The sequence below is a fragment of the Paenibacillus sp. GL_099_B genome, from assembly GCF_057835695.1.
The window spans coordinates 4,643,670-4,667,915 of sequence record NZ_CM174430.1; the positions used below are offsets into that span (position 1 = coordinate 4,643,670).

Below are 24,246 nucleotides of genomic sequence, written 5' to 3' on the forward strand. Positions count from 1 at the left end.
TGTCGTATATTGTTGGTTTAGCACCAATATTGTTGTCTGCAATCCAAAATCACTGTGCGATCTGGTCACGAATGGATTGAAGTATTTTTTTCTCCAGCCGTGACACCTGCACCTGGGATATGCCCAGCCTGCTGGCGACCTCGGACTGGGTCTGATCCCGGTAATACCGGAGGTACACAATCAGCCGTTCCCGTTCACTGAGACCGCCAATCGCTTCGTTTAGCGCCAGTTTGTCGAACCACCGTTCCTGAGACTCGTCGGCAATCTGGTCCATAAGTGTAATCGGATCGCCGTCATTCTCAAACACCGTCTCATGTATGGAGGTCGGCGGTTTGTTGGCTTCCTGAGCAAATACAACTTCCTCCGGGGTTACCCCCAACTCCGCGGCTACTTCCTTAATCGTTGGAAGACGATCGAGGTGTTTGGAGAGCTCATCCCTTTTTTTGCGGACTTTATTCGCCATTTCCTTGAGTGAACGACTGACCTTAAGCGTGCCGTCATCCCGCAGGAAGCGCTGAATTTCTCCGATAATCATTGGGACAGCATAGGTGGAGAATTTCACATCATAACTGAGATCGAATTTATCCACCGATTTGAGCAGCCCGATACAACCAATCTGGAACAGATCTTCCGGCTCATATCCCCTGTTCATAAAACGTTGTACGACGGACCAGACGAGTCTGATGTTGCAGTTCACCAGCGTATCCCGTGCGACATGGTCACCCGACTGACTGAGCGCAATCAGCCGTTTGACCTCGGCATCGTCCAAATAGGTCTGTGAAGACTGTTTCACTTCAGCATCCATAAGACCACCAACCCCTAATTATACAATGCTTTCTTGGATTCAATCCTTTTCTTCATCTTGATGGAGGTGCCTCTGCCGGGCTCACTGCTGACTTCGAATTCATCCATGAAGTTTTCCATAATGGTGAAGCCCATGCCCGAGCGCTCAAGTTCGGGTTTGGACGTATACAGCGGCTGTTTGGCCAGTTCAAGATCTTCGATGCCTTCACCACGGTCTTCCACAATGATAGTAATCATGTCATCCCGAATCTCGGCTTGAATGGACACGACACCTTCCGCATTGTTGTTGTAACCGTGGATGATGCTGTTCGTTACGGCTTCCGAGATAACCGTCTTCAGATCGCTAAGCTCGTCCATCGTAGGATCAAGCTGGGAGATGAAGGCAGCAACCGTCACCCGTGCGAACGATTCGTTCTCCGACTTGGCCGCGAATTGCAGATTCATGAAATTTGTCCCCGTTCCTTCATTCATGAGACGACCTCCAGACCCGAGAGAGCAGTTCCCTCATTTTCGTATATCGGCATAATCTTGAACAAACCCGACATTTCCAGCAAACGATACACTGGCGGATTGACATCACAGACAACCATCTTGCCGCCTTTATTCTTAATGAGCTTGTATCTTCCCAAAATGACACCCAGACCCGAACTATCCATAAATTGCAGATCTTTCAGGCTGAGTACCAAATGCTCGCATTGTCTGCGCTGGATAGCTTCATCCATCTGCATCCGTACCATGTCAGCTGTATGGTGATCCAGCTCCCCGGATAATCGCACAATCAGAATCCCGCGGTGATGTTCCATTTCCACATGCAAGTTCACGTTTGCTCACTCTCCTCCCTGTCTTAAACAAGGATTTCTACGTTCCCGAAGGCTTTTCCTGCCCCCCGACAAAACTAGAAGAAAACCCCTAATTAACTACAAAATACGTTCAAAGGATGTACGCAACCTGCATAAATCGCCGTTTAATCGAACAGTTTGGAGGTTGTGCGTTTGAATAGCTTCCACCAGCCAGCCTTGTCCACATCCTGCGGAGCCTGAATGTCGAATTCCTTGATGACTTCATTGCCCTGGTAGACGACTAGCTTACCTACACTCTGACCTGCTTTGACCGGAGCTTTCACTTCTTTTGCCATCAGCAATTCATGACGGATCTCATCCGATTTCGCACCTTTGCGCATCAGCACACTATAATTTTGTGTTGCATTCAGCGGCAATTCGGCTACTTCACCTTTTTCAATTTCCAGACTTCCCAGCAGATCCCCTGACTTGTACAGAGCCTTCATCGTGTATTGTCCAAAAGCATAGTCAAACATTGAGGACACTTCACTGTTCCGTGTTTTGGTATTTGGTTCTCCGAGAACTACCGCGACCGTACGCAGCCCATCCTTCATCGCTGTAGCCGAGAGACAAAATTTGGCTTCGGAAGTGTATCCTGTTTTCAACCCATCGGCACCGGAGTAGAAACGAACCAACTTGTTCGTATTCACCAGCCAGAATGGCTTCTCACTATCTTTACGAAGGTAGTCCTGGTATGCACCGGTATATTTCGTAATCCCCGGATGCTTCAGCAGTTCACGGCTCATGACCGCAATGTCATGGGCCGAAGAATAATGGTTATCCACCGGCAGGCCGTTACAGTTGGAAAAATGAGTATCCTTCATTCCGAGTTCCTTCGCCCGCTCATTCATCAGTTGTACAAAGGCTTCCTCCGAACCGGCAATTTTCTCAGCCATTGCTACAGAAGCATCATTACCGGAAGCCATAGCAATCCCTTTTAACATATCGTCGACCGTCATCTCTTCCCCAGGTTCCAGAAAAATCTGTGATCCACCCATGGATGCGGCATATTCACTCGTTCTCACTTTATCCGTTAGCTTCAACTTGCCAGAGTCGACCGCTTCAATGGTGAGCAGCATGGTCATAATCTTCGTAATGCTCGCCGGAGGCAGCTGATCATGACTGTTTTTCTCAAAAATGACGGTGCCCGTATCAGCATCCATCAAAATAGCGGAGCGTGCCGACGGGGCCAAATCTGTTCCTCCCGCTGCTTTGGGAGTTTCTTCAGCCAGCGCGGTTGATGCCATCAGGGGCAGCAGGATACAAAGGGTCATGAACGATGCCATTATTCGTTTCTTCACTAGGGTTACCTCCTCAAATGACTTGCTTACTGCATGTTCCATGCATGTACTGCTAATCATTGTCGGCCCGATTGAAGTAAATTATTCCATGTAAAGAATGATTTCCCGAACTTTTTATGTAATCCGTGTGAAACACCAAAAAACGAGCCTGAACTACTGGATGAGAGAGCGGCCCGTTAAGGAAAATAAAAAAAAGACAACCTGCCCCAATGAATCACATTAGGGTAGATCGCCTCTTCTTATTGATCAGTTACATTTGTGGAATAACAGCCAGCACAAGGGCCAGGAATGATTCACGAACACGCTCTGTCGTCTCCATAACCTCATCATGCGACAACGGCTGGTCCAGAATGCCAGCAGCCATGTTGCTGATACAGGAGATACCAAGTACTTCCAGGCCAGCGTGGCGTGCCACGATTACTTCAGAAACGGTAGACATGCCGACAGCATCCGCACCCAACGTTCGCAGCATCACGATCTCAGCCGGTGTCTCATAGTTTGGACCAAGCATACCTGCGTATACACCTTCACGTACATCAAAACCTTGTGAAGCGGCCGTATCCTTCGCCAGTGCACGCAGACGGCGGCTGTACGCTTCGGAGAGATCCGGGAAGCGCACACCCAGCGCGGCGTCATTCGGTCCGATTAACGGATTCTTGCCCGTGAGATTCAGATGATCCGAGATCAGCATCAGGTCACCCGCCTCATATGAGGTATTCACGCCACCTGCTGCGTTCGTTACGAGCAGAGAAGTTACGCCCAGCTCTTTCATGACACGTACCGGGAAGGCAGTCAGTTCCGGACCATATCCTTCGTACATATGGAAACGACCTTTCATCATGACGACCGGACGGCCTTTGATGGTTCCTACCAGCAATTCGCCTTCATGTCCCTCTACTGTGGACACCGGAAAATGCGGAATATCCTGATAGGCGATGCTCACGCCATCTTCAATCAGTTCTGCCAAAATGCCAAGTCCTGAACCTAAAATCAAACCGACTTCCGGTTTAATGGAACTTTTGCTTTGGATGTAAGATGCCGCTTCCAAAATCATCTGTTGGTTTAATGCTGTCATAAGATGTTCCCCCTTGAGTTGAAACGATCCGTCTGTATCCGCAAATGGCATCAATCGAAACTACACGCAGAAATGATGCATTTGCTTATGTATAACGGCGTTTAGATGTGTTCAATTTATTTTATCCTAAATCGGACTATTGTTCCGCTTTTTTTTGCAGATTTTACGCATATACAAACTATTTAGCCCGCGGATGATGAGATTCATAAATCTCTTTCATCGTTTTGCGACCATGATGTCCATACTGTTGCCCAGGCTGCTCCACATGACCAAGCATGTCCTGCACCGCGCGCGTATCTGCCCCACTGGCAATCAGGTGAGCGGCAAAGGAATGACGCAGCGTATGTGGTGTGATTTCGCCCGAAATTCCCGCATCCATCGCTGCTTTTTTGAGCAGCTTCCAGAAGCCCTGCCGGGTTAATCGTCTGCCTGATACGTTGACAAAGAGAGCCTGCTCGTCCATGTCATTTTTAATTAGCAGGTTGCGATACTCGTTCACATAAACACTTGCCCACTCTGCTGCAGGCGCACCTATTGGCAAAATCCGTTCTTTACCGGCACCTCCACAGCGGATAAAGCGCATGCCTGGCTGTACATCACGAACATCCAGCGTAATCAGTTCGGATACACGAATGCCTGTCGCATACAATAGTTCCAGCATGGCCCGGTCACGCACCCCTTGCGGTGAACGGGTATCAGGGGTCGCGAGCAGCAATTCAATCTCTTGAATGGTTAACACCTGCGGTGGTGTCTTGTCTGCTTTTGGAGCCTCCACGTCAAATGTGGGGTCCTGTAATATCTCACCACGCCGCATCAAAAAATGAAAATAGGAGCGCAGGGATACGACGCTGCGGGCGATGGTTGCATTCGCACGTCCTGCCTGTTTCTGCTGACCTACAAACAGGATAACATGCGTCCGGCGCACCTGCTCCGCTTCCCGGATACCGTATTCTTTATCCGCAAATTCGATGAACTTGTCCACGTCCCGAAGATACGATTCCAGCGTGCTGCTCGACATCCCTTTGTCCTCTTCCAAGTATAAGGCATAGGCGTGTATCGTCTGCTTCATGCACAACGCTCCTCATCTGACAGAATTGCCACATGGGCAACCTGCTTCCGTATTTGCATCCCTGGCTAGTCCAGCTACTCTCCGTACCAATAGAATAAACGGAGACGCTCTGCCATTGTAGGACGCCCTTCCCCGTTACTTGGCCAAACCGTTTCCTGAAATACTTTAACCGCATTTCCTGTTGGCATCTGATATTGGTCCACAGGTGAGATCCATCCGTTGAACAAATCCAGGACATGATAGAACAGATAAACTAATGCAGCAAAAAATACGATAAATCGAATAAAACGGAGTCCTCTCCGCAGCGATATAATCATGGGTTGTACCCCTTTCTGGTTCGAATCCGACTCGTCTAGAATCAGGGTATGTTAACGAACACAGGAATATGACATTCAGGGTAAACCTCACATCACACGCTGGACCAAAAAAGCTCTCCCGTCAAAACCGCCGGTGAGAGCTTGAAGATATGCTATGTTATTCTTCATCTTTGGGCTTCTGGTCATTTTTAGCTTTGCAACGGTAACAAATCCCATGGAAATCCAGTCGGTGATCTACTACCGAAAAGTTAAATTCCCGCTCCAGTCGCTCTTCAAGCGGTCCAAGCCAGTCTTCACGTATTTCATCCATACTTCCGCATTGAACACAGATTAAGTGATGATGGTGATGCTTGGATGTATCTCCGCGTAGATCATAACGCGCTACACCGTCGCCGAAGTTGATTTTCTCTACAACATGCAGCTCACTCAGCAGTTCGAGGGTACGGTACACGGTTGCGAGACCGATTTCGGGAGCCTTTTCTTTCACGAGCATGAATACGTCTTCTGCGCTCAGATGATCTTCTTCATTCTCAAGAAGTACTCTTAAGGTGGCTTCCCGCTGGGGCGTTAATTTATATCCTTGGGACTGTAGTTGCTGCTTAATTTTATCGATCCGTGCTTCCATTTTCTCCCTCCCCCTAGGAAATCACTGCACACTGCAACTTAACCCACTTCTTTCATTATAGGGGGAGTACATAATTAAAGTCAACATTTTACACTATCACGCGCAAAGCTAAGCAGGTAGTAGCATCGGTGTGACCCAGCGCATCATCGCAGGTGTAACCCATGTTTCAAATGACGCAACCCCTAACAGCAGCGCTGCCATAACGAGAGTTAACACCATATATGAAGCAAAAGGCTTCTGACGGCCTGGCGTCCGCTGCATCAGAACACGGTTCCGAATAATGTATAAGGAAAAGGTCATGGCCGACACACTGCAAATTAGCAGTACCGGAATCACGAATAAATTATGAGGCGCAACGGAAACCAGGGCAAACAACAGCCCTTTCCATGAATATTGTCCCACAAGGTAACCCACTGTAAAACCAATGAGCACACCTTTCAAAAAATCCAGAACCAATATGCCGGGCAGGCCGATGACCGATAAGCCCAGAATGAAGATCAGGCCAACCCACTTTAGATGAAGCATGGCAATGTCCCAATAGGTTCCGGTCTCAATCACTTGTCCGCTGTGCTGTACCGTCATGAAAAAGTTACCGAGGTATCCCTCCAGATCCTGGCGCTGTTCAAGGGATAGGGCATTAACCATCAGGGCGCCAAAAATGACACCCACTAAAAACAAGACAGCCACGAATACATATAAAGAGGTTTGGCCTTTGAATGTGAAGTAGGCAGAACGCATACAGGTACGGGTCCCCTTTCCGGTTATCATGCTGCAAGGATATCGAGTGAAATCCTTATAGTCATTCTTATGAACCGGAATGCACACGTATGACTTCTTGTCCAGATTCCAATTCCTTCACCATGACAAGTAGCCATTCCCGCACCAAATGATGCTAACTCACTTTATTCTCATACCGCAAACTTCTTCTCTACTCTGATCTTTCCTTGCTGGACACCTTTCCGTAAGTGCCCCCACCACCAGATGACAATTCCAGTTGACCATTCCGCGCCGCAACGATAAGGCCTGCGAGAACCGGTCCAACGACCCCTGCAAGTTCCTCCTCGCTAGTACGATGTAACACGTTCATTTCCGTACCAAAGCGGTCCAGCAACTGGCGCAGTTTGGCTTTTCCCAAACCCGGGATGAATTCCAACGGTACCTGATAGTGATAAGCAGGTCGGTTTGCTGGAACATGCGGACTCTCCCGATCCGCGATTGCCAGTATACGATCGAGTACACCCTGCACAAGCTTCACACTGCCACAGTGTGGACAGCGTTCTGCCGACATCGCATGCTCGTCCATAATGCTCCCACAGGATGCACAGTAGGTACGGTGGTATTTGCCAAGTCTCGGATCCAAACCGTAGTTAGCTGTAATGCTTCGGTCTGCCTGTCCTTTAAGTGCCATGCTGAATTCGTCAAAGGAAGGCTTCGCGAGTTGCAACTCGTTGTACTCTCGTCCAATCTTGCCCAGAGAATGAGCATCCGAGTTGGTCAGAAAGGGAACCTGATCCAATTCCCGAATATAACTGGCCATGGATGAATCGGAGCTTAGCCCAAGCTCAACGGCATCGATCTGGCTAGTATCCAGCACATCAGCCATACGAGGGGCTGTGCTGCCATATATGCCTTTATGCGGGGTAAACGCATGCGCTGGCACAATAAGCCCGCCACGCGCCTTTATCTCGGCCTGCATCTCAAGCGCGGGTACATACACCCGCTGTGAGCTCAGGTTTACATTTTTCATATAACGTTTCATCCAGTCCGTGAAGGACTTCATGGTTTTCAGATCACGGAAGTAGGCCAGCATATGGAACTCCCGCATCCCTGGCTCGCGCAGCTCCAATTCCGTACCCAGCAGGATGGTTGTGTCCTGATACGCAATGCCCCCTCCATCAAGCTCGGACATCGTGCCGTTCTCGAGCAGCTGTTCGATGTCCATCTGCACAACTGGAGAGTGGCAATCAATGACGCCGAGTAGATGAATTCCTTTGCGATCCGAAGCTTCTCTAGCAATGTTCTCGAATGTCAGATCACGGCTGCCACTGATTTTAACAGCTTCACCGCGCGAAGTTCGTCCAATGTGAATATGAAGGTCTGCATAACAAGGCTCACACACTGCAGACGCTGCCTGTTGCTCATTCATCATTAAAACCGTCCTGTCGTTCTGTAAAGCTCCCATGCATACACTGCCATCATCGTTTTGGCATCACTGATCCGATTCTGATCCATTAACTGATAAGCCTCTTCAATTGTAATCTCAGACACTTCAAGAAATTCATCTTCGTCCAAAGACATGTCCCCTGCTTGGAGCTCCTCGGCGATATATAAATGGATGATCTCATCCGCGAATCCTGGCGAGGTGTAAAACGAACGCAGATGCCGCAGTGATTTAGCTACATAACCGGTCTCTTCGCGTAATTCACGCGCTGCTGCCACTTCAGGCTCTTCTCCCGGGTCCAGTTTGCCTGCCGGAATCTCGACTTCTGTACGTCCCATGGCCTGACGATACTGATCAACGACCAGCATACGATCGCCATTCAGCGCGAGGACAGCTACTGCTCCAGGGTGACGGATGATCTCACGGGTAGCAGTCTGACCGTTAGGTAGCTTGACCGTGTCCACCTGAAGAGAAATGACTTTGCCCTCGAAGATGGGATTTGTAGATATCGTCTCTTCGTCAAGTTTTGGATTGGCAGGATGCTTATGATTGGTTGGGTTCATCTGTTCTTCAACTCCACTTCTTCGAATTTTGGTTCTCTCTATACGTATAAACCTCTGTTTTTTGGCATATGGTGAGCTTATAGCGATTTCAAATAAATATAGCGAATCAGGGGGACAACCAATGAACAGTTATTTAACACCGCAATCCGTACACGTGGTCGGACAAGCCAGACAAGTCCAGCTCATACTCAAACAATGGGTACGTGAGTGGGGTCCAGATGCCAAATTAATCGATATGCTCGCTGGACGTAAATGATACTGTTCTTGGTCTGCAATACCCATGAAATATAACATGGTTTTGCCAAAAAGTCCGAACTCGGTTTGTACCGGATTCGGACTTTTCAGTTGAAGCATGGGGAAGTTTCACCCTCAGTCTCTTTGGATTACTTTTTACTTGCAGCCGTTTCCTGAATAATAGCCACAACCACTTCAGATAGTTTCACAATATCTTCGGCGCGGATGCGTTCTTTCGTCGTATGGATGTCCTCATAGCCTACAGCCAAGTTGACCGTAGGAATGTTAAACCCATTGAAGATGTTGGCATCACTGCCACCACCGGAGGCAAACTTGCTAGTCTCCAGCCCCATGCTCCGAATGGCACGCTGTGCAAGTTGAACAACCTCGTGTTCATCATGGAAGCCAAATGCAGGATATAGAATCTCACTGCGGAATTCAGCGGTTGCACCATATTTGCGGCATGTCGTTTCCAGTGCTTCACGCATCTGGGTCACTTGAAGCTCTACCTTCTCCTGCACAATACTGCGGGCCTCAGCCTCAATCTGCACAAAATCGCAGACGACGTTCAGTGCTGATCCGCCCTGGAATTTGCCGATGTTCGCCGTAGTCTCATCGTCAATTCGTCCCAACTTCATCGCCGCAATTGCTTTGGCCGCCACTTGAATGGCACTGATGCCGTCTTCCGGATTCACGCCCGCATGTGCGGATTTCCCATAGATGTTCATTTGAATTTCTGCTCTCGCCGGTGCTGCTACACAGATTGTACCCACAGCCCCGTTGGAATCCAGGGCATAACCGAACTCGGCTTCAATATCGTTCGGATTCATTGCACGTGCACCAACCAGACCCGACTCTTCCCCAACGGTAATCACAAATTGAATTTTCCCATGCGGTATGTTGTTTTCTTGAATAGCTCGAATCGCTTCAAACAAAGCGGCAATCCCCGCCTTGTCATCTGCACCCAGAATCGTCGTGCCATCACTGCGGATCCAGCCGTCTTCACCCAGCTCAGGTTTAATCCCCTGTCCAGGCGTTACGGTATCCATATGACATGTGAAAAAAATTGGCGCAGCTTCTTCCGCACCCTCCGCTTCCCAGGTAATCACGAGATTACCAGCGCCATGTCCGGTTTTCTCCATTGTGTCATCCTCATATACACTGAGGCCCAGCTGAGTAAACTGTTCTTTTAACACTTTTGATATATTCTGTTCATGGGTTGTTTCACTATCAATCTGCACCAGTTCCATAAACTGATCAATAACACGCTGCTGTTTTATCATAGGACTTTCCTACCTTTCGTCGATACGGTACAATACAATTACTATGGTCTGTTTATTCATTTGTTGAAAGGAGTTCTCTCATCATGCAAAAAAAGAAATGGTTCCGCATCATTATCTATCTCATGCTGCTCGCCATGATTGGGTCCACCCTTTTCATTGCGCTCGAACCTTTATTGTTCGGATAGAAACCTGAAGCCTTTTGACTGTCTGATTTACAGACGGGGAAGGGCTTCTTTTTCTGTAATCCAGGTAATCTCATACGGGAAAATCCGGTTAAAGTATGGAATGATCTCCTGCGCAACCTGTTCCACAGTGTAGGTCTTGCCTGTAATATCCTCCAGCGAGGTCACACCATACTGTTCAATTCCGCAAGGAATAATCCCCTGAAAACCCGCGTGCTGAATGCCGGAGGTGATATTAAAAGCAAATCCGTGACTCGTCACGAAGCCGCGCCGGTGTTTACACCGATTGAACTTTACGCCTATGGCAGCAATTTTCAGATCTCCGATCCATACACCCGTGTAAGCCTCTTTACGTCCCGCTTCAATACCCTGATCAGCCAAATAATCAATAATCATCTGCTCCAGACAACGTAAATAGCCATGTAAATCCAAGGCTTCATCTCGTCCAAGCACAAGTAACGGGTACCCTACCAACTGGCCAGGGCCATGATAAGTAATATCACCGCCGCGGTCAATTTGAAACAAGGAGATGCCTTGCTCCCGCAGTTCGTCTTCACTGAGAAGCAGGTGCTCCGGGTGATTCTGTGAACCGATCGTATACGTCGGCGGATGCTGGAGCAACAGCATCTGTTCCGCACCTTCTCCCTCATCCAGTTGCTGCACAATCGCTTTCTGGCGGTTCCAAGCCTCTTCATAATCAAGCATCGGTATGTACATAACATCCAGTGGCTTGCTCATGATTCCCCCACACCCTTCTGTTTCAATGTTCATTGTATGATGATGAGCATTCATTGAAGAAAACGGGAAAAGTGCACGGCCATTGGCACATACACTTTCCCATTATCCACCTATTCAGCACTTGGCATCATTAGTAACTCATTGAAATGATGCATATGCTCTCACTTAATATACTTTCGTTTCCATGGTGTATCCTTCAAGATTCTCTTTTACACGTTGCAGGAAACGTCCGCTGATGACCCCATCCAGAATACGATGATCCAGGGAAAGACAGAGATTCGCCATGGAACGGACAGCAATCATGTCATTGATGACCACGGGTTTCTTAACGATCGACTCAAATGTAAGAATCGCCGCCTGCGGGTAGTTAATAATAGGTTGCGACAGAATCGAACCAAATGACCCCGTATTGTTGACCGTAAACGTTCCGCCCTGCATATGGTCCAGCTTCAGAGTACCTTCACGTGTTTTACGTGCCAGTTCATCCACTTCCCGGGCCAGACCTGCAATATTTCGCTGATCGGCATGTTTGATCACCGGTGTCAGTACAGAGTCTTCTGTACCCACTGCCATGGACAGGTTGATATCCCGTTTGACAATAATTTTATCGACAGCCCAGACGGAGTTCATGATTGGATAGTCTTTAATGGCATTGACGACACCCTTCATCATGAAGGACAGGTACGTCAGGTTGATGCCTTCTTTGCGCTTGAACTCATCCTTGAGTTTGTTGCGCAGCATCACCAGATTTGTCACGTCCACTTCAATCATCGTCCACGCGTGAGGGATTTCCGATACGCTTTGACGCATATTACGAGCAATGGCATTGCGAACAGGAGTAACGTCGATGAAGTATTCGGATCTTCCCTGTCCGCCGCCCTCTACTTCGATTTGCGGGATTTTCGGACTTTCGGTCAGATGTATGCCTGAATGTCTCACAGGAACGCCTGCGTCGGCTGCTGGAACTGTTTCTCCCGCAGATGCGCCCAAGTCTGCATTCCCCCGATTCAATCCGCTGAAAGGAGAACCTGAAGGTACTCCCGAAGAGGCATGCTGTCCTGCTACAGTAGAAGACTGTGCAGACGCTGCGCCCGCGTTTCCACCCTGTGCAATCACTGCCAGTACATCCTTACGTGTAATCCGTCCCCCTGCTCCAGTGCCCTGAATGCTCTGCAAGTTCAGACCATGTTCGGCTGCAAGGGATTGAACCGCAGGAGAATAGCGGTTACGCATCGGCTGATTGGGATCATGGCCTGTTGTACTCGCTGCACCAGCAGCAGATGCGTAATTCGCACTTTGTTGCACATGCACATGATCACCATTCTGTTGCTGCGAAGCTTGTGTTACTTGCTCTGCTGCTTCCTCATCAGAAGCAGCAACCTGCATGCGACAGATGGCTTCGCCAACCGCAATGGTCGTACCTTCTTCGACCAACAGGTCACCCATAATTCCATCAACGGTTGATGGAATCTCTGCGTTGACTTTATCCGTAATTACTTCACAGATCGGTTCGTATTGTTCAACCCGGTCACCCGGTTTTTTCAACCATTTGGCAATGGTAGCCGAGACCAGCGATTCCGCCAGCTGCGGCATAATGACCTCGATCCATTTCATACTCATTGGTTATATCACTCCAAACTTTGCTTTTAACCTTTTATGGGGATTTACTTATAAAAACAACTAACGAAATAACACTCTACAACTACGATTGCAGCACCATCTTCCGATCGCTGTTATCCCCAGATTTTTTCAATCCCCTTTAATTAAAGGTAAAATCCGGTGATAAAGGCGAAGCATTTGCTTACGAAGCAGCTTTCTTCCAGAAAGCTTTTAACTTCGCTTCTTCAGATTGGTCCTGCACTCTCCGTTATCGTGTAATTCTAGATTTTTTATAAAAAATCAATTCCACAAAAGATACTTATACTATTTTAATAAATTAATACTCGGCGAGTGTACGCATCGCTTCCTTGGCTTTATCCTTGCTCAGCATATAGAATTTCTCCAATGTTGGGCTAATCGGCATTGCTGGTACATCCGGTCCGCAGAGACGCTGAATCGGCGCATCCAGTTCGAACAGACATTCTTCACTGATGATAGCCGCAACTTCCGCTCCTACACCACCAGTTTTATTGTCTTCATGCACGATCAGCACTTTGCCTGTCAGACGAGCGGATGCAATGATGGCTTCGCGATCAAGTGGCTGCAATGTGCGCAGATCCAGAACGTGGGCAGTAATGCCTTCTTCACGCTCCAGCTCCTCAGCAGCCTGCATGACAAAATGAAGTGGCTGGCTATAACCGATAACCGTAATATCTGCTCCTTCGCGAAGCACGTTAGCTTTACCGATTGGAACGATGTAATCATCCTCTGGCACATCTTCTTTGATCAGCTTGTAACATTTTTTATTTTCAAAAAAGAGAACCGGGTCCGGGTCGCGAATGGCTGCTTTGAGCAGTCCCTTCGCATCGTATGCTGAGTATGGAGCTATAATTTTCAGACCTGGTGTGCCAAAAAAGATCGATTCTGGACATTGGGAGTGATACAGCCCACCAAAAATACCGCCGCCAATCGGCGCACGAATAACAATCGGGCAACTCCAGTCATTGTTTGAGCGATAGCGAATTTTGGCCGCTTCACTAATAATCTGATTCGTTGCAGGCAGCATGAAATCCGAATATTGCATCTCGGCAATAGGTTTCATGCCATACATCGCAGCGCCAATGGCTACACCTGCAATGGCTGATTCGGACAAAGGTGTGTCCATGACACGCATTTCGCCGAACTGATCCTGCAACCCTTTGGTTGTAGTGAACACGCCGCCTTTGACTCCAACATCTTCACCAAGGATAAAAACATTTTCATCCCGCTCCATCTCTTCTTTCATCGCGAGACGGATTGCATCAATATATTCCATAACCGCCATGTTTACCGTCCCCCTTCTTCGCTGTCCGCATAAACGTGCGTCAGAGTGTCCTCAGGTTTCGGATATGGCGCGTTGTCTGCATATTCAGTTGCTTCTTTCATTTCCAGCGCAAGCTGGGAAGCCAAATCCGCATCCCGGGCTTCGTCCCAGATGCCACAATCGATCAAATAGTTTTTCATGCGAGGGACGCCATCTTTCTTCCAGTTCTCCTCAACTTCTTCTTTGGTCCGGTAAGCCAGATCATTGTCGGAAGTGGAATGAGGTGACAACCGATACATCATCGCTTCAATAAGTGTCGGGCCTTCCCCGGCTATGGCGCGGCGACGCGCTTCCTTCACCGCAGCGTATACTTCTAATGCATCGTTACCATCTACACGCAGTCCGGGGAACCCGTATCCCTGTGCACGATCGGATATTTTGCCGCTCAACTGTTTGTGAATTGGTACAGAAATCGCATACTGATTGTTCTCACACATAATGATCACAGGAAGTTTATGAACACCTGCGAAATTGGCACCTTCGTGGAAATCGCCCTGATTGCTTGACCCTTCGCCAAAAGTTACAAAAGAAACGAATTCTTTCTTCTTCATTTTGGCAGCCAGTGCAAATCCTACAGCGTGCGGAACCTGTGTGGTAACCGGGCTGGAGCCCGTTACAATCCGCAGCTTTTTGTGACCGAAGTGACCCGGCATTTGCCGGCCGCCACTATTCGGATCTTCCGCCTTCGCAAAAGCAGACAGCATCAGCTCACGTGGAGTCATGCCGACCGCCAGTACAAAGCCATAATCGCGATAATACGGTAAATAATAATCGTGATCCCGGTCCAGACCAAATGCAGCGCCTACTTGCGCAGCTTCCTGTCCTACACCAGATACGTGAAAGTTAATTTTGCCGGCCCGCTGTAAGAGCAAGCAACGCTCGTCAAACTTGCGTGCGAGCAGCATGTATTTGTACATATCCAATACTTCACCATCGCTAAGTCCCAGCTGTTCATGCCGATGGACCGCGTCTGCAGTACCTTTTGAACTCATATGAGGTACCTCCTTTTAATCAGAGCCTTGTGCCTGTCTTACTACCCGATCTTATAACCTGGTACTAAGACTTGGCTTAACCTTATTATAATCCCATTTGCCCAAAAAAGGAAAGGACCTTTCTCATAAGCCTGTCCGGCTTACATTCCAATCGATTTTCCGTCTACTGCCAACATGGCTTCACCCATGATTTCTGATAAAGAAGGGTGAGGATGGATCGTCTGTCCCACTTCCCAAGGTGTGGCATCCAGCATCTGAGCCAAGGAGGCCTCAGCGATCAGTTCCGTCACATGGGTACCGATCATATGTACTCCCAATATATCATTCGTCTTGGCATCCGCGATTACCTTCACGAATCCATCCCGACTTCCATGAACCAAAGATTTTCCAATGGCCTGAAACGGGAACTTACCTGTCTTCACTTCATAACCACGCTCTTTGGCCTCGCGCTCCGTAAATCCGATACTCGCTGCTTCCGGACGAGTATAGACACAGCGTGGGATTCGATGTGATTCGACGGCATGTACCGTTTCACCCGCCAGATGATTTACTGCCAAAATGCCTTCATGACTCGCTGCATGCGCCAGCTGTAATCCGCCGATGACATCGCCGATTGCATAGATATGTCCCTCACCGGTTTGCAAATGTTGATTCACGGCGATAAATCCGCGTTCAAGTTTGATATCTGTATTTTCAAGTCCGATATTTTCCACATTGGCCTGACGACCAACTGACACCAGCATCTTGTCCGCTTTCAGGGTCTCTTGCTTATCGTCCCCCAGCTTGACATCAATCTGAATACCGTCTTTCTGTTTGCTATATGTCTCTGTCAGAATGCTGGCGCTTGTCAGGAAGCGAACACCGCGTTTCCCAAGCAATCTCTGCATTTCTTTCGCTACATCTTCATCCTCTGCTGGCAATACATGAGCAGCGGCTTCAACAACTGTAATTTCGACGCCAAAATCATTCAGCATGGAGGCCCATTCGAGGCCAATCACGCCACCACCAACAATGATCAGGGATGCCGGTAATTCGTCCATTCGCAAAGCCTCATCACTGCTCATGATGTACCGGCCGTCTGGCTCAAGACCTGGCAAAACCCGTGGGCGAGACCCGGTAGCAATAATAAGGTTGGTTGGCACAACCGTATCCATCTCGCCATCTTCAAATTCGACAGCCACTGCACCGCTCTGTGGAGAGAAAATAGAAGGTCCGATCACTCGCCCTTTGGCGTGTACGACCTGAATTTTATTTTTTTTCATTAAATACTGCACACCTTGATGAAGCTGCTCCACAATTGCATCCTTGCGCGCCTGAACCTTCGGAAATACAAGTGTTGCTCCAGCTGTTTCAATCCCATACATTTCGCTCTCTTGTATCTCTGCGTATACTTCCGCACTTCGAAGCAATGCCTTACTCGGAATACAGCCACGATGCAGACAGGTGCCTCCCAGCTTATCCTTCTCGATAATAACAACCTGTTTGCCTAACTGTGCGGCACGGATGGCAGCAACGTACCCTCCCGTTCCTCCTCCAAGAATGGCAACATCACATGTAATTGGCATCTTTAATGTTCTCCTCTATCCATATAATTTCAATACAATTTCAATATATTTGTAAAATGATGATTCAAATGATTCTCTTTTTCATAGACGTTATCTATATTCCATTGTACTCCCCTTGAGCAGTCAACTCAAAATTTGACCCTGAAACGCATGGACAGCTTCTGGAAACCAAGCTATGATGGAATCAGGTATGACCTGTAAGCGCAACCTTTATTTTACGTCAACCTCAGGCAGAAGGAGTTTAATGGTGATGAATACTAGACTGGTCTTTGCACGATTTGTGGCGATTATTGTTCTGGTCATTCCCGGGTTAATGGCAATGAAGGGTTTTCTAATGATGAAGGACGCCCTTTTCCTGTATTATGCCGAGCATGGGAACGAGCAGATCTCACCAGGTTTTCAATGGCTCTCCTTTGGCGGAGGACTTGTCCTGTTCGCCGCAGGCATGAGTTTTCTGGGAGGCTGGATTCTGTTCCGTGACCGCAAGCGTAATTATGTAGGACCCCGTTTTCGTTCAAAAAGCGCACCCTCAGCCGACAAAGCAGAGACGCCCGGTACGACTTCCTGAGTCCGGGCTTTTTGTCATTTTTCTGGCTCCGCATAATTTCAACATCCGAACCTTACATCTGCCTTTATATACGGTACTCGATCAAGTATAATGCTTATTTATTCAAACACGTATTTTGCATAAATTCAGAGTTAGCATCTTGAATATGCACAATGCCCACTCTTCCATAGACAGGATGGATCAACATGGTCTCGTTTATCATTACGCTAAAAAGATTGCTTAAAGGCATTTTTCATGCCTTCAAGGACCAGAAGTTCCTGGCTCTGTTTGTATTAACTGCGGCGACACTTCTCTCGGGCACGTTATTCTATACTCGCGTTGAAGGTCTGCACTGGATTGATGCCCTCTACTTCTGCGCAGTAACTCTAACGACGGTGGGGCATCCGGATTTTGTACCATCGACCGGATTCGGCAAGGCATTTACGGTCATCTATATGTTTGCAGGTATCGGCCTCACCTTCGCCATGATTGCCAGAATTACAGCAGGTATTCTATTTCCCCGCAAATTGCAAACAGAAGAGAACCCGGAGTAGTCTCCGGGTTATTCGTATAATGCATCCCGCAGCTTGGTAGACATGCGCGACTCTTTGGAAGAGGACTTCAGAATCGTTCTGCGCAACGTCAGATTACTGGCTTGCAGCCGCTCCGCTTCAGCGAACAAGTCTGCAAACAACGCCTGCGCAGCTTCGTCAAGGACTGACTGTCCTTTCAAACGTTCATATCGCTCTTGTAATTCGGATAATGCTTCACTCATCGTTAACACCTCTTTTCAATCGCTCCTGGCTTATGCACTACACTGCCGTAACCAACAGCTTAACAATCCATATAGTAACACAAAGCTGCTCAGATTAGTTCTGGCTCTTACTAAAGATTTTGTGGTACTCTGTAATGGTCGCTTTTTTTTGTTGAATCCCGTATGTGAGAGGAGTAGCAGAACTGTGCAAACAGGACGAATTACCGTAATTACAGGACCTATGTTTAGTGAAAAATCCGGTGAACTCATTCGCCGTTGTCAGAAATTAATTCAATTTGGCCGTAAAAAGGTCGTTGCCTACAAACCTGCTGAAGATGATCGGTTTGCCCAAGACGAGATTGTTAGCCGAATCGGCTATCGTCTGCCTGCCCATTCCATTCCCCGGCAATTGACCCCGGAATCCGTAGAGATGATCCTGACTCAGACTAAAGATGCTGATATTGTTGCATTTGATGAAGTACAATTTTTCAGCAGTGCCATCATGGAACTGGTCTCCGAGCTTGCCTACTGTGGCAAACATGTCATTGTGGATGGACTAAATATGGATTACCGTGGCAAGGAATTTGGATATGTAGGCGGTTTGCTCGCTATGGCGGATGACATTGAGAAACTGTCAGCATTCTGTGCCGTATGCGGAAGCCCGGATGCGGCTTTCACCCAGCGTATCGTTAATGGAGAGCCTGTGACGCTTGGACCTGTCGTCATGATTGGCGATTCAGAAGCTTATGAGCCGCGCTGTCGCTGCTGCTTCATTCCTCCTCACAAAGTTGAATGCTGAGCTGACTCAGCTTTTCAATGATTAATCTATAGGTTCTGATCGGCGGTATCTGCTGCTACAGTTTTCCTGAGATTTCAAAAAAAGCCCCTGAGGGCTTTTTTTATTATAACTCCTTTTTACCAGCATGCCCTTAATATACCTCTTCTTATCTTCGTCATTAGCTCTTTCTGTGCAAACAAAAAAGCACCGCCTCACAGCGATGCTTCCCATTCGTCATCTCCCGCTAGTCCCGGGAAACAAAATATTTGTTGGTCATGTAGTAAGCGTCGCCACGCGACGTTTCTACCATTCCTTTTTTGGCATCCAAAAATACGATCTCTTTGCACTTGGTGCAGTACCATTTGGTGCGCTTATATGGAGATTCCGTCACATATGCCGTACCACATTTGCAATCAATCTTCATTAATAACTCGGTTGATTTATATGCGCTGGACAAGCGTTCCATGTTATCCTGCTGCTGTGTAGGCATAATTGTCTGCTGATAATCCGATAAATGATTCTGAACTTTGAAATCTGCTACCAATCCTGCATTCAATCCAAAAAACTCCTTGCCGATTTCGGTCACGAAGCGCTTCTCATTTCTGTAGCAATCCAGCCACTCAATAATCTGCTTATTTGACAGTGGAACCGTACCCTTGATACCGCTGTTTAAGGTGTAGGTCATGATGTATAAAGTATCGTCTTGTCTACCTGAGTACATTAGAATCCTCCTTCGAATACATTTGCTAATGTACTACAAAAACGCTCATAAATCAAAGCAATGTTATTTCCTGAGCGTATCTCTTCCTTATTAAATGGGTAACATTCCTCGATGTTCCGCCACTGATTTACAAGAACTGCATACACCTGAAACATTTCCCTGAGAAGACGCATAATGCACGATGGACTTCACTTTTTTACTACAGATGGAACAATATTGCCTCCTTTCCTTCCTGGGAGTGTAATCGGATAGGTTTACTACGTTTGAGTTTGATTTGAACCTGCGCACAAAGTTCAGCCATTTCATCTCTTTCTCTCTCTTCCTTGTTTGCCTTCTAAGGGGTGAATTGCTTATGCTTGGGCAAAAATTGATCCTGCATTGGTTATGTATACGATTCCAAGTTGTGCATGCCTATCTCATAATCTATTCGACGTTTTGAGCCTTTTTCCTGTTTTTAATCTCTACACATACAAAAAAACCGACAGAATCTGTCCCAACCTCTTGTAAAAGAAAGGAACTTCCGTCGGTTAACTTGCCTTATTTATAAAACGTTCCAAGAACCTCCAGCGCGGGTGAGCGCTCAATTCGAAACGGATAGATATATCCCTGATTCAGCTTCACAAACTTGCGACTCCACAGATCAACTCCAGATGTAAATTGGTATGCCTGATATATAAATTTGGAACAATAGTTTCGTTCGATGCTGCGCAGATTCGTCTGTAATCGATAGAATTTCACCTGCTTATAATGATCTTGTACCCACTGTGCTGCCTTCACACCAGCCTGATTCAAACGGGAGCGAAATACAATGAAACGATCTCCCTCATAAAAGCGGGTGATGTACCAATCCAAGGAATCGGCAAACACAGGTCCGTAAGGGTGTACGTGATACACTTTACCGTCGAGTCCAATAATCCCCATATGCCCGGCGTAATAGGTCGATTCCGAACTTGGCGTATATAAAATATCTCCCGGCTCCAGCTTCATCTGGCCTAAAGCGATAATAGGTAAATCCTGATGCAGTCTTCTGGCCGCTGAACGTGCGCGCCGGCCTTCCACCAGTAGACAGTGCATTTTACCAGCAACAGCGAGATAGACTTCCGACCATTTGATACGTTTTTTCTCAGGGCCTTTGAACCACCGATGAATGAATGTGGATATACGTTGAGATTCTTTTTTCATATTCTGCACTCCACTCTAATCTGTTTGACGTTTCTTGATGTTTTTCCTCACTTTTAAGGCTCATTATAGACAGTTGATGATGCATGTTCAATTCCGGTGCCTGTTCTATGTTGTGCAATTCGAGGAGGTTCATACCGAAAATGGAAACTAAAAAAGTAGCTCCGGCATTAGCCAGAACTACTTCGTTTGATTTGAACAATTGGAGTTGAAGTTAATATGAAGAGATTTCTATTCTTCCACAACACCAAGTGCTTTATTTTTCTCCTTAAAACGGCTGTTATGGGAAGACACATAGGCCACTTTCTCCGCCTCTGGGTCCATATACAGTTTTGCACTGTTTACCGCGAGGGCTGCATCCGTAAATGTACCAGCAATCAGATACAGTTTACTTCCGTAATCTACAAAGTCTCCTGCAGCGAAGACGCCTGGAATATTCGTTTGCAGCTTCTCTGTTGTGCTGACATGCCATTCACCAAGATCAAGTCCCCAGTCCCGGAGGGGGCCAAAATCACTCTTCATGCCGTGGTTGACGATAATCGCATCCACCTCAAGGACTTCACTCTCACCTGTCTCAACATGGGATATCGTCACTTGTTCGATGATCTCACCACTTTGACTATGCAGGGTATCAACGGCGTATGGTGTACGAATATCCACTGAGGATTCTCTCATCCGCAGTACATTGCGCTCCAATCCGCCAAAGCGGTCACGACGATGCACAACCGTCACTTGCTCTGCCAGTGCTTCAAGCTCATTAGCCCAATCCACGGCGGAGTCACCTCCACCAGAGATTAGTACCCGTTTGCCACGGAAAGGTTCCAGCTCCTGTACTGTGTAGTGAAGGTTGGTTACCTCATAACGGTCAGCACCTTCAAGCTCCAGCTTGGCCATTTTATATATACCATACCCGATCGCCAATATGACGGTACGTGTCCAGTGTTGTTCTCCTGTATTCGATGTCAGTAGAATCGTGCCATCAGGCTGTCGCTCGAATCCTTCAATTTGCTGTTCAAACACAATCGTTGGCTCAAATGTTCTCGCCTGTTCTTCCAGCTGTTTAATTAAATTTTCACACAGAATCGGAGTGACGCCGCCAACGTCCCAGATCATTTTCTCTGGATAAAAGAGCATGCGACCACCCAATTTATCCCGCGCCTCAATCAACTTGGTCTTCATATCACGCATCCCGCTGTAAAATGCAGAATACATGCCGGCAGGTCCCCCGCCGATAATTGTTACATCATATAATTCCAAATGCTGATCCATGTAGTTACCTCCATCAGTTCGATCCAAAGCGCTCGACTATTTGATATCGATTCTCATTATCACTCTTTCCCTAGTCTAATGGGAAACTTATCAAATTACAATGGCTAAAATTCAAACATTTCTTATACAAAACTACATCGTTATTTATTTGTTGATTACTTAACTTTGGGAGCTGCCAGTAGATGCTCGACAACGAAATCGATTTGCTTGTTGATGGAATAGATATCCGAGTAGTAGAAGAAATCAAAATCAATCTCGATTAGACGGCCTTCTTTGATAGCGGGTATGCTATTCCAGATTGGATTATCGTTAAGGTTATCTGCCCCTTCATATACCGAACGAAACACGTAGTCTCCCATATACTCAGGAAGAACTTCCATGGACAAGGTCGAACCTGCCGCGTCGGAAATGACGTCAATTTTTTTCTGGACCGCTTCAGGTGCTTTCATTTCCAAGTACTCGTATATAGCCTGAGATCCTCTGCCGTATTGCTTACTTTCTACAATGACCATCTCTTTCAGCCCACCCTCGACGATGGAGGCCGTTTTGTCCAGTATGCCTGCATCAGCAAGTGTTTTCTTGCTCTCTTCGACTTTGCTGTTAAGATTGTCGATTAAAACGTCTGCTTCCTGTTCCTTGCCGAAAATGCTAGCTATACTATGAAGTCTTTCTTCCGTTGTCAATTTCTCATATGGGACATAAACAGTTGGTGCAATATCTTTTAATAGCGTGTAGGTCTCTTCCGAAGGAACAATGATCAAATCCGGGTCCAGATCAATGACAGCTTCTGGGTTTGGTTCAAACCAGGTGCCCAGAGAATTTACACCTTCAAGCTCATTCTTATATGCAGCCCCATCAAATACGTCAGACGTCGCAATAGGCTTAATTCCAAGCGCTACAACATCTCCTTGAAGATAAAGTACAATAACCCGTTTAGGATTTGCCGGGACAACAACATCACCTTTAACCGTGGAGACCGTGCGCGTTCCATTTTCGTTGTTCGTTTGACTACCTGAATCTGATGATGAAGATGCGGCTGTGCTCGTAGATGAGTTCGTATTCGTGCCTTCCCCCGTAGCTGTCGTTGTTGCAGAGCCAGCGGAGCATGCCGATAAAAGCATTGTGATGCTTAAAAGTGCAACCAAAATCATGCTGGAGCTTGTTTTTCTTCTTTTCATTGATGTAGACCCTCCGTCTATATATTGATAATGATTCTCATAATCAATATATCCTCGCATCCATCTCCAGCCAATGGACGATTCGGAGAATTGTAATGGACGATCCTCTGCAAGGGTCTGGTCTCTTATTTTCCGCTGATAGAGTGTGGGGGACAGGCCCACATGTTTTTTGAAAATACGGCTGAAATAATACACATCCGTGTATCCCACTTCTGCCGCGATTTCGCGCAGGGTTGCATCGGATCGCACAAGCAGATTCCGGGCCTTGGTCAGTCTCGTTTGAATGAGATAATCAATCGGACTGTGTCCTGTCTTTCTTTTAAATTGCATGGATAAATGACGGGAGCTGTAGTTGAATTGTTCAGCCAGAAAATCCAGAGTCACCTGTTCCCTATAATGTTCCTGTATGTAGCGAAGTGTTTGCTCAATAGGGTCTGGTAGCACTGTTCTGATCTCCTGCTCTGCCAATTGAAACAACAGCTCATGAATAAATTGGTAGAACAAACTTTTTACTTGCAGCAAGTCCAGTCTGCTCGCCTGATCCCACGCTTTCTCCAGTTCACCAAAATAGCGCAATAAAGCAAGAGGATCACTCGGCGTAAATCCATATTGCAAAGAGAACGGAGCAACCTGAGGAGGTTGTGACAACCGCCATGTTTTACGATGAGTTGGGAACGCAAGGAATGCCCTGTAGAACAGCAAATAATATTCAAACTTTTCGCTCACCCGAATATCCAGTGATGATCCTTTACCACCATGCAGAATACAGAATCGCTGTGCTTCATGTGTTTTTCCATCCAATTTAAATTGAGCTGCACCCCGAATGCTGTATATAAAAGCGTTTGCCGGAAGCAAATAGGATTCCTGTATCTCTCCTGCCTCCATGACGATCCGACGTATATCCAGAATTTTAATAGCCGCGTGATTCCAGCATTGCATCTGTTCGTTTAATTGCATCGATTACTCTCCAATCCCAGTCTCACCAGGAACATAGACCTTGTACAGGTCATTATTCTGCAAACCATCCTCTAACCGAAACGTTATAGTGGTTCACTATTATTCCTTCATTATAGATGATAATAATTTTCATTATCAACTGTATTTTGACCA

The 24,246-nt window shown here is 47.1% G+C and carries 27 protein-coding genes; 5 read left to right on the forward strand and 22 right to left on the reverse strand.

From position 1 onward, the window contains the following. Positions 1-49: 49 nt before the first annotated feature. The 11 genes from sigF to AC3ITG_RS21070 form a co-directional block, all read right to left on the reverse strand. On the reverse strand, positions 50-805 hold the full coding sequence (gene sigF, locus AC3ITG_RS21020) for an RNA polymerase sporulation sigma factor SigF (RefSeq protein WP_024630954.1): 756 nt from the start codon (positions 803-805) through the stop codon (positions 50-52). 14 nt (positions 806-819) lie between these two features. After that, positions 820-1,275 (reverse strand): anti-sigma F factor, encoded by a 456-nt coding sequence (spoIIAB, locus tag AC3ITG_RS21025; RefSeq protein ID WP_053784445.1) that lies wholly within the window; start codon positions 1,273-1,275, stop codon positions 820-822. Then, positions 1,272-1,625, reverse strand: coding sequence for an anti-sigma F factor antagonist (gene spoIIAA, locus AC3ITG_RS21030; RefSeq protein WP_036663380.1), 354 nt, complete (start codon positions 1,623-1,625; stop codon positions 1,272-1,274). The genes spoIIAB and spoIIAA overlap by 4 nt, the downstream gene beginning before the upstream one ends. 143 nt (positions 1,626-1,768) lie before the next feature. Further along, positions 1,769-2,890: a D-alanyl-D-alanine carboxypeptidase family protein gene (locus AC3ITG_RS21035; RefSeq protein WP_489254508.1), complete on the reverse strand. Its 1,122-nt coding sequence runs from the start codon at positions 2,888-2,890 to the stop codon at positions 1,769-1,771. Between the two features lie 304 nt (positions 2,891-3,194). After that, a complete protein-coding gene (locus tag AC3ITG_RS21040) occupies positions 3,195-4,019 on the reverse strand; it encodes a purine-nucleoside phosphorylase (RefSeq protein WP_489251248.1) in 825 nt (274 codons plus the stop codon). Positions 4,020-4,197: 178 nt separating this feature from the next. Further along, complete coding sequence (locus tag AC3ITG_RS21045; RefSeq protein ID WP_489251249.1) at positions 4,198-5,088, reverse strand: tyrosine recombinase; 891 nt, start codon at positions 5,086-5,088, stop codon at positions 4,198-4,200. Between the two features lie 74 nt (positions 5,089-5,162). After that, positions 5,163-5,405: a DUF4227 family protein gene (locus tag AC3ITG_RS21050; RefSeq protein WP_024630960.1), complete on the reverse strand. Its 243-nt coding sequence runs from the start codon at positions 5,403-5,405 to the stop codon at positions 5,163-5,165. A 157-nt stretch (positions 5,406-5,562) separates the two neighbouring features. Beyond that, positions 5,563-6,030 carry a ferric iron uptake transcriptional regulator gene (gene fur / locus AC3ITG_RS21055; RefSeq protein ID WP_063565729.1) on the reverse strand — a complete coding sequence of 156 codons (468 nt, stop codon included), beginning with the start codon at positions 6,028-6,030 and terminating at the stop codon, positions 5,563-5,565. A 108-nt stretch (positions 6,031-6,138) separates the two neighbouring features. Beyond that, positions 6,139-6,768, reverse strand: coding sequence for a stage II sporulation protein M (spoIIM, locus tag AC3ITG_RS21060; RefSeq protein ID WP_076291903.1), 630 nt, complete (start codon positions 6,766-6,768; stop codon positions 6,139-6,141). A gap of 190 nt (positions 6,769-6,958) precedes the next feature. Beyond that, the gene (locus tag AC3ITG_RS21065) at positions 6,959-8,179 is read right to left on the reverse strand and encodes an endonuclease Q family protein (protein ID WP_489251250.1); all 1,221 of its coding nucleotides are present in this window, start codon (positions 8,177-8,179) and stop codon (positions 6,959-6,961) included. Further along, positions 8,179-8,754, reverse strand: a complete 576-nt coding sequence (locus AC3ITG_RS21070; protein WP_489251251.1) for an NUDIX hydrolase — start codon at positions 8,752-8,754, stop codon at positions 8,179-8,181. Before AC3ITG_RS21070 ends, AC3ITG_RS21065 begins: the two co-directional genes overlap by 1 nt. A gap of 121 nt (positions 8,755-8,875) precedes the next feature. Here AC3ITG_RS21070 and AC3ITG_RS21075 point away from each other — a divergent pair, with 121 nt between their 5' ends. Beyond that, a complete protein-coding gene (locus AC3ITG_RS21075; protein ID WP_090810664.1) occupies positions 8,876-9,010 on the forward strand; it encodes a Z-ring formation inhibitor MciZ in 135 nt (44 codons plus the stop codon). Positions 9,011-9,137: 127 nt separating this feature from the next. On the opposite strand, the gene AC3ITG_RS21080 is transcribed toward AC3ITG_RS21075, so the two are convergent. Continuing rightward, positions 9,138-10,271: a M20/M25/M40 family metallo-hydrolase gene (locus AC3ITG_RS21080; RefSeq protein WP_489251252.1), complete on the reverse strand. Its 1,134-nt coding sequence runs from the start codon at positions 10,269-10,271 to the stop codon at positions 9,138-9,140. An 83-nt stretch (positions 10,272-10,354) separates the two neighbouring features. Here AC3ITG_RS21080 and prli42 point away from each other — a divergent pair, with 83 nt between their 5' ends. Continuing rightward, on the forward strand, positions 10,355-10,456 hold the full coding sequence (gene prli42 / locus AC3ITG_RS21085; RefSeq protein ID WP_090810668.1) for a stressosome-associated protein Prli42: 102 nt from the start codon (positions 10,355-10,357) through the stop codon (positions 10,454-10,456). A gap of 27 nt (positions 10,457-10,483) precedes the next feature. On the opposite strand, the gene lipB is transcribed toward prli42, so the two are convergent. The 5 genes from lipB to lpdA all read right to left on the reverse strand — a co-directional run bounded on the left by lipB (position 10,484) and on the right by lpdA (position 16,710). Continuing rightward, the gene (lipB, locus tag AC3ITG_RS21090) at positions 10,484-11,191 is read right to left on the reverse strand and encodes a lipoyl(octanoyl) transferase LipB (protein WP_413372391.1); all 708 of its coding nucleotides are present in this window, start codon (positions 11,189-11,191) and stop codon (positions 10,484-10,486) included. A 165-nt stretch (positions 11,192-11,356) separates the two neighbouring features. Beyond that, a complete protein-coding gene (locus tag AC3ITG_RS21095) occupies positions 11,357-12,811 on the reverse strand; it encodes a dihydrolipoamide acetyltransferase family protein (protein ID WP_489251253.1) in 1,455 nt (484 codons plus the stop codon). Between the two features lie 316 nt (positions 12,812-13,127). Next, a complete protein-coding gene (locus tag AC3ITG_RS21100; protein ID WP_024630968.1) occupies positions 13,128-14,114 on the reverse strand; it encodes an alpha-ketoacid dehydrogenase subunit beta in 987 nt (328 codons plus the stop codon). Positions 14,115-14,116: 2 nt separating this feature from the next. Beyond that, the gene (locus tag AC3ITG_RS21105) at positions 14,117-15,145 is read right to left on the reverse strand and encodes a thiamine pyrophosphate-dependent dehydrogenase E1 component subunit alpha (RefSeq protein WP_413372393.1); all 1,029 of its coding nucleotides are present in this window, start codon (positions 15,143-15,145) and stop codon (positions 14,117-14,119) included. Positions 15,146-15,285: 140 nt separating this feature from the next. Beyond that, a complete protein-coding gene (gene lpdA, locus AC3ITG_RS21110) occupies positions 15,286-16,710 on the reverse strand; it encodes a dihydrolipoyl dehydrogenase (RefSeq protein ID WP_489251254.1) in 1,425 nt (474 codons plus the stop codon). Between the two features lie 244 nt (positions 16,711-16,954). Here lpdA and AC3ITG_RS21115 point away from each other — a divergent pair, with 244 nt between their 5' ends. Both AC3ITG_RS21115 and AC3ITG_RS21120 read left to right on the forward strand, forming a co-directional pair. Next, on the forward strand, positions 16,955-17,278 hold the full coding sequence (locus AC3ITG_RS21115; RefSeq protein WP_063565720.1) for a DUF2627 domain-containing protein: 324 nt from the start codon (positions 16,955-16,957) through the stop codon (positions 17,276-17,278). Between the two features lie 185 nt (positions 17,279-17,463). After that, positions 17,464-17,811 (forward strand): potassium channel family protein, encoded by a 348-nt coding sequence (locus AC3ITG_RS21120; RefSeq protein ID WP_024630972.1) that lies wholly within the window; start codon positions 17,464-17,466, stop codon positions 17,809-17,811. Positions 17,812-17,819: 8 nt separating this feature from the next. Here AC3ITG_RS21120 and AC3ITG_RS21125 read toward each other — a convergent pair whose 3' ends face one another. Further along, a complete protein-coding gene (locus AC3ITG_RS21125; protein ID WP_064636776.1) occupies positions 17,820-18,032 on the reverse strand; it encodes a hypothetical protein in 213 nt (70 codons plus the stop codon). 184 nt (positions 18,033-18,216) lie between these two features. Between AC3ITG_RS21125 and AC3ITG_RS21130 the strand changes: the two genes are divergently transcribed. Beyond that, a complete protein-coding gene (locus AC3ITG_RS21130) occupies positions 18,217-18,810 on the forward strand; it encodes a thymidine kinase (protein WP_413372395.1) in 594 nt (197 codons plus the stop codon). 223 nt (positions 18,811-19,033) lie between these two features. Here AC3ITG_RS21130 and AC3ITG_RS21135 read toward each other — a convergent pair whose 3' ends face one another. The 4 genes from AC3ITG_RS21135 to AC3ITG_RS21150 form a co-directional block, all read right to left on the reverse strand. Next, on the reverse strand, positions 19,034-19,510 hold the full coding sequence (locus AC3ITG_RS21135; RefSeq protein WP_024630975.1) for a hypothetical protein: 477 nt from the start codon (positions 19,508-19,510) through the stop codon (positions 19,034-19,036). Between the two features lie 537 nt (positions 19,511-20,047). Continuing rightward, a complete protein-coding gene (locus tag AC3ITG_RS21140) occupies positions 20,048-20,692 on the reverse strand; it encodes a hypothetical protein (protein ID WP_489251255.1) in 645 nt (214 codons plus the stop codon). A gap of 228 nt (positions 20,693-20,920) precedes the next feature. Beyond that, positions 20,921-21,958 carry an NAD(P)/FAD-dependent oxidoreductase gene (locus AC3ITG_RS21145; protein ID WP_489251256.1) on the reverse strand — a complete coding sequence of 346 codons (1,038 nt, stop codon included), beginning with the start codon at positions 21,956-21,958 and terminating at the stop codon, positions 20,921-20,923. Between the two features lie 155 nt (positions 21,959-22,113). Further along, positions 22,114-24,093 carry an AraC family transcriptional regulator gene (locus AC3ITG_RS21150; protein ID WP_489251257.1) on the reverse strand — a complete coding sequence of 660 codons (1,980 nt, stop codon included), beginning with the start codon at positions 24,091-24,093 and terminating at the stop codon, positions 22,114-22,116. Positions 24,094-24,246: the final 153 nt, after the last annotated feature.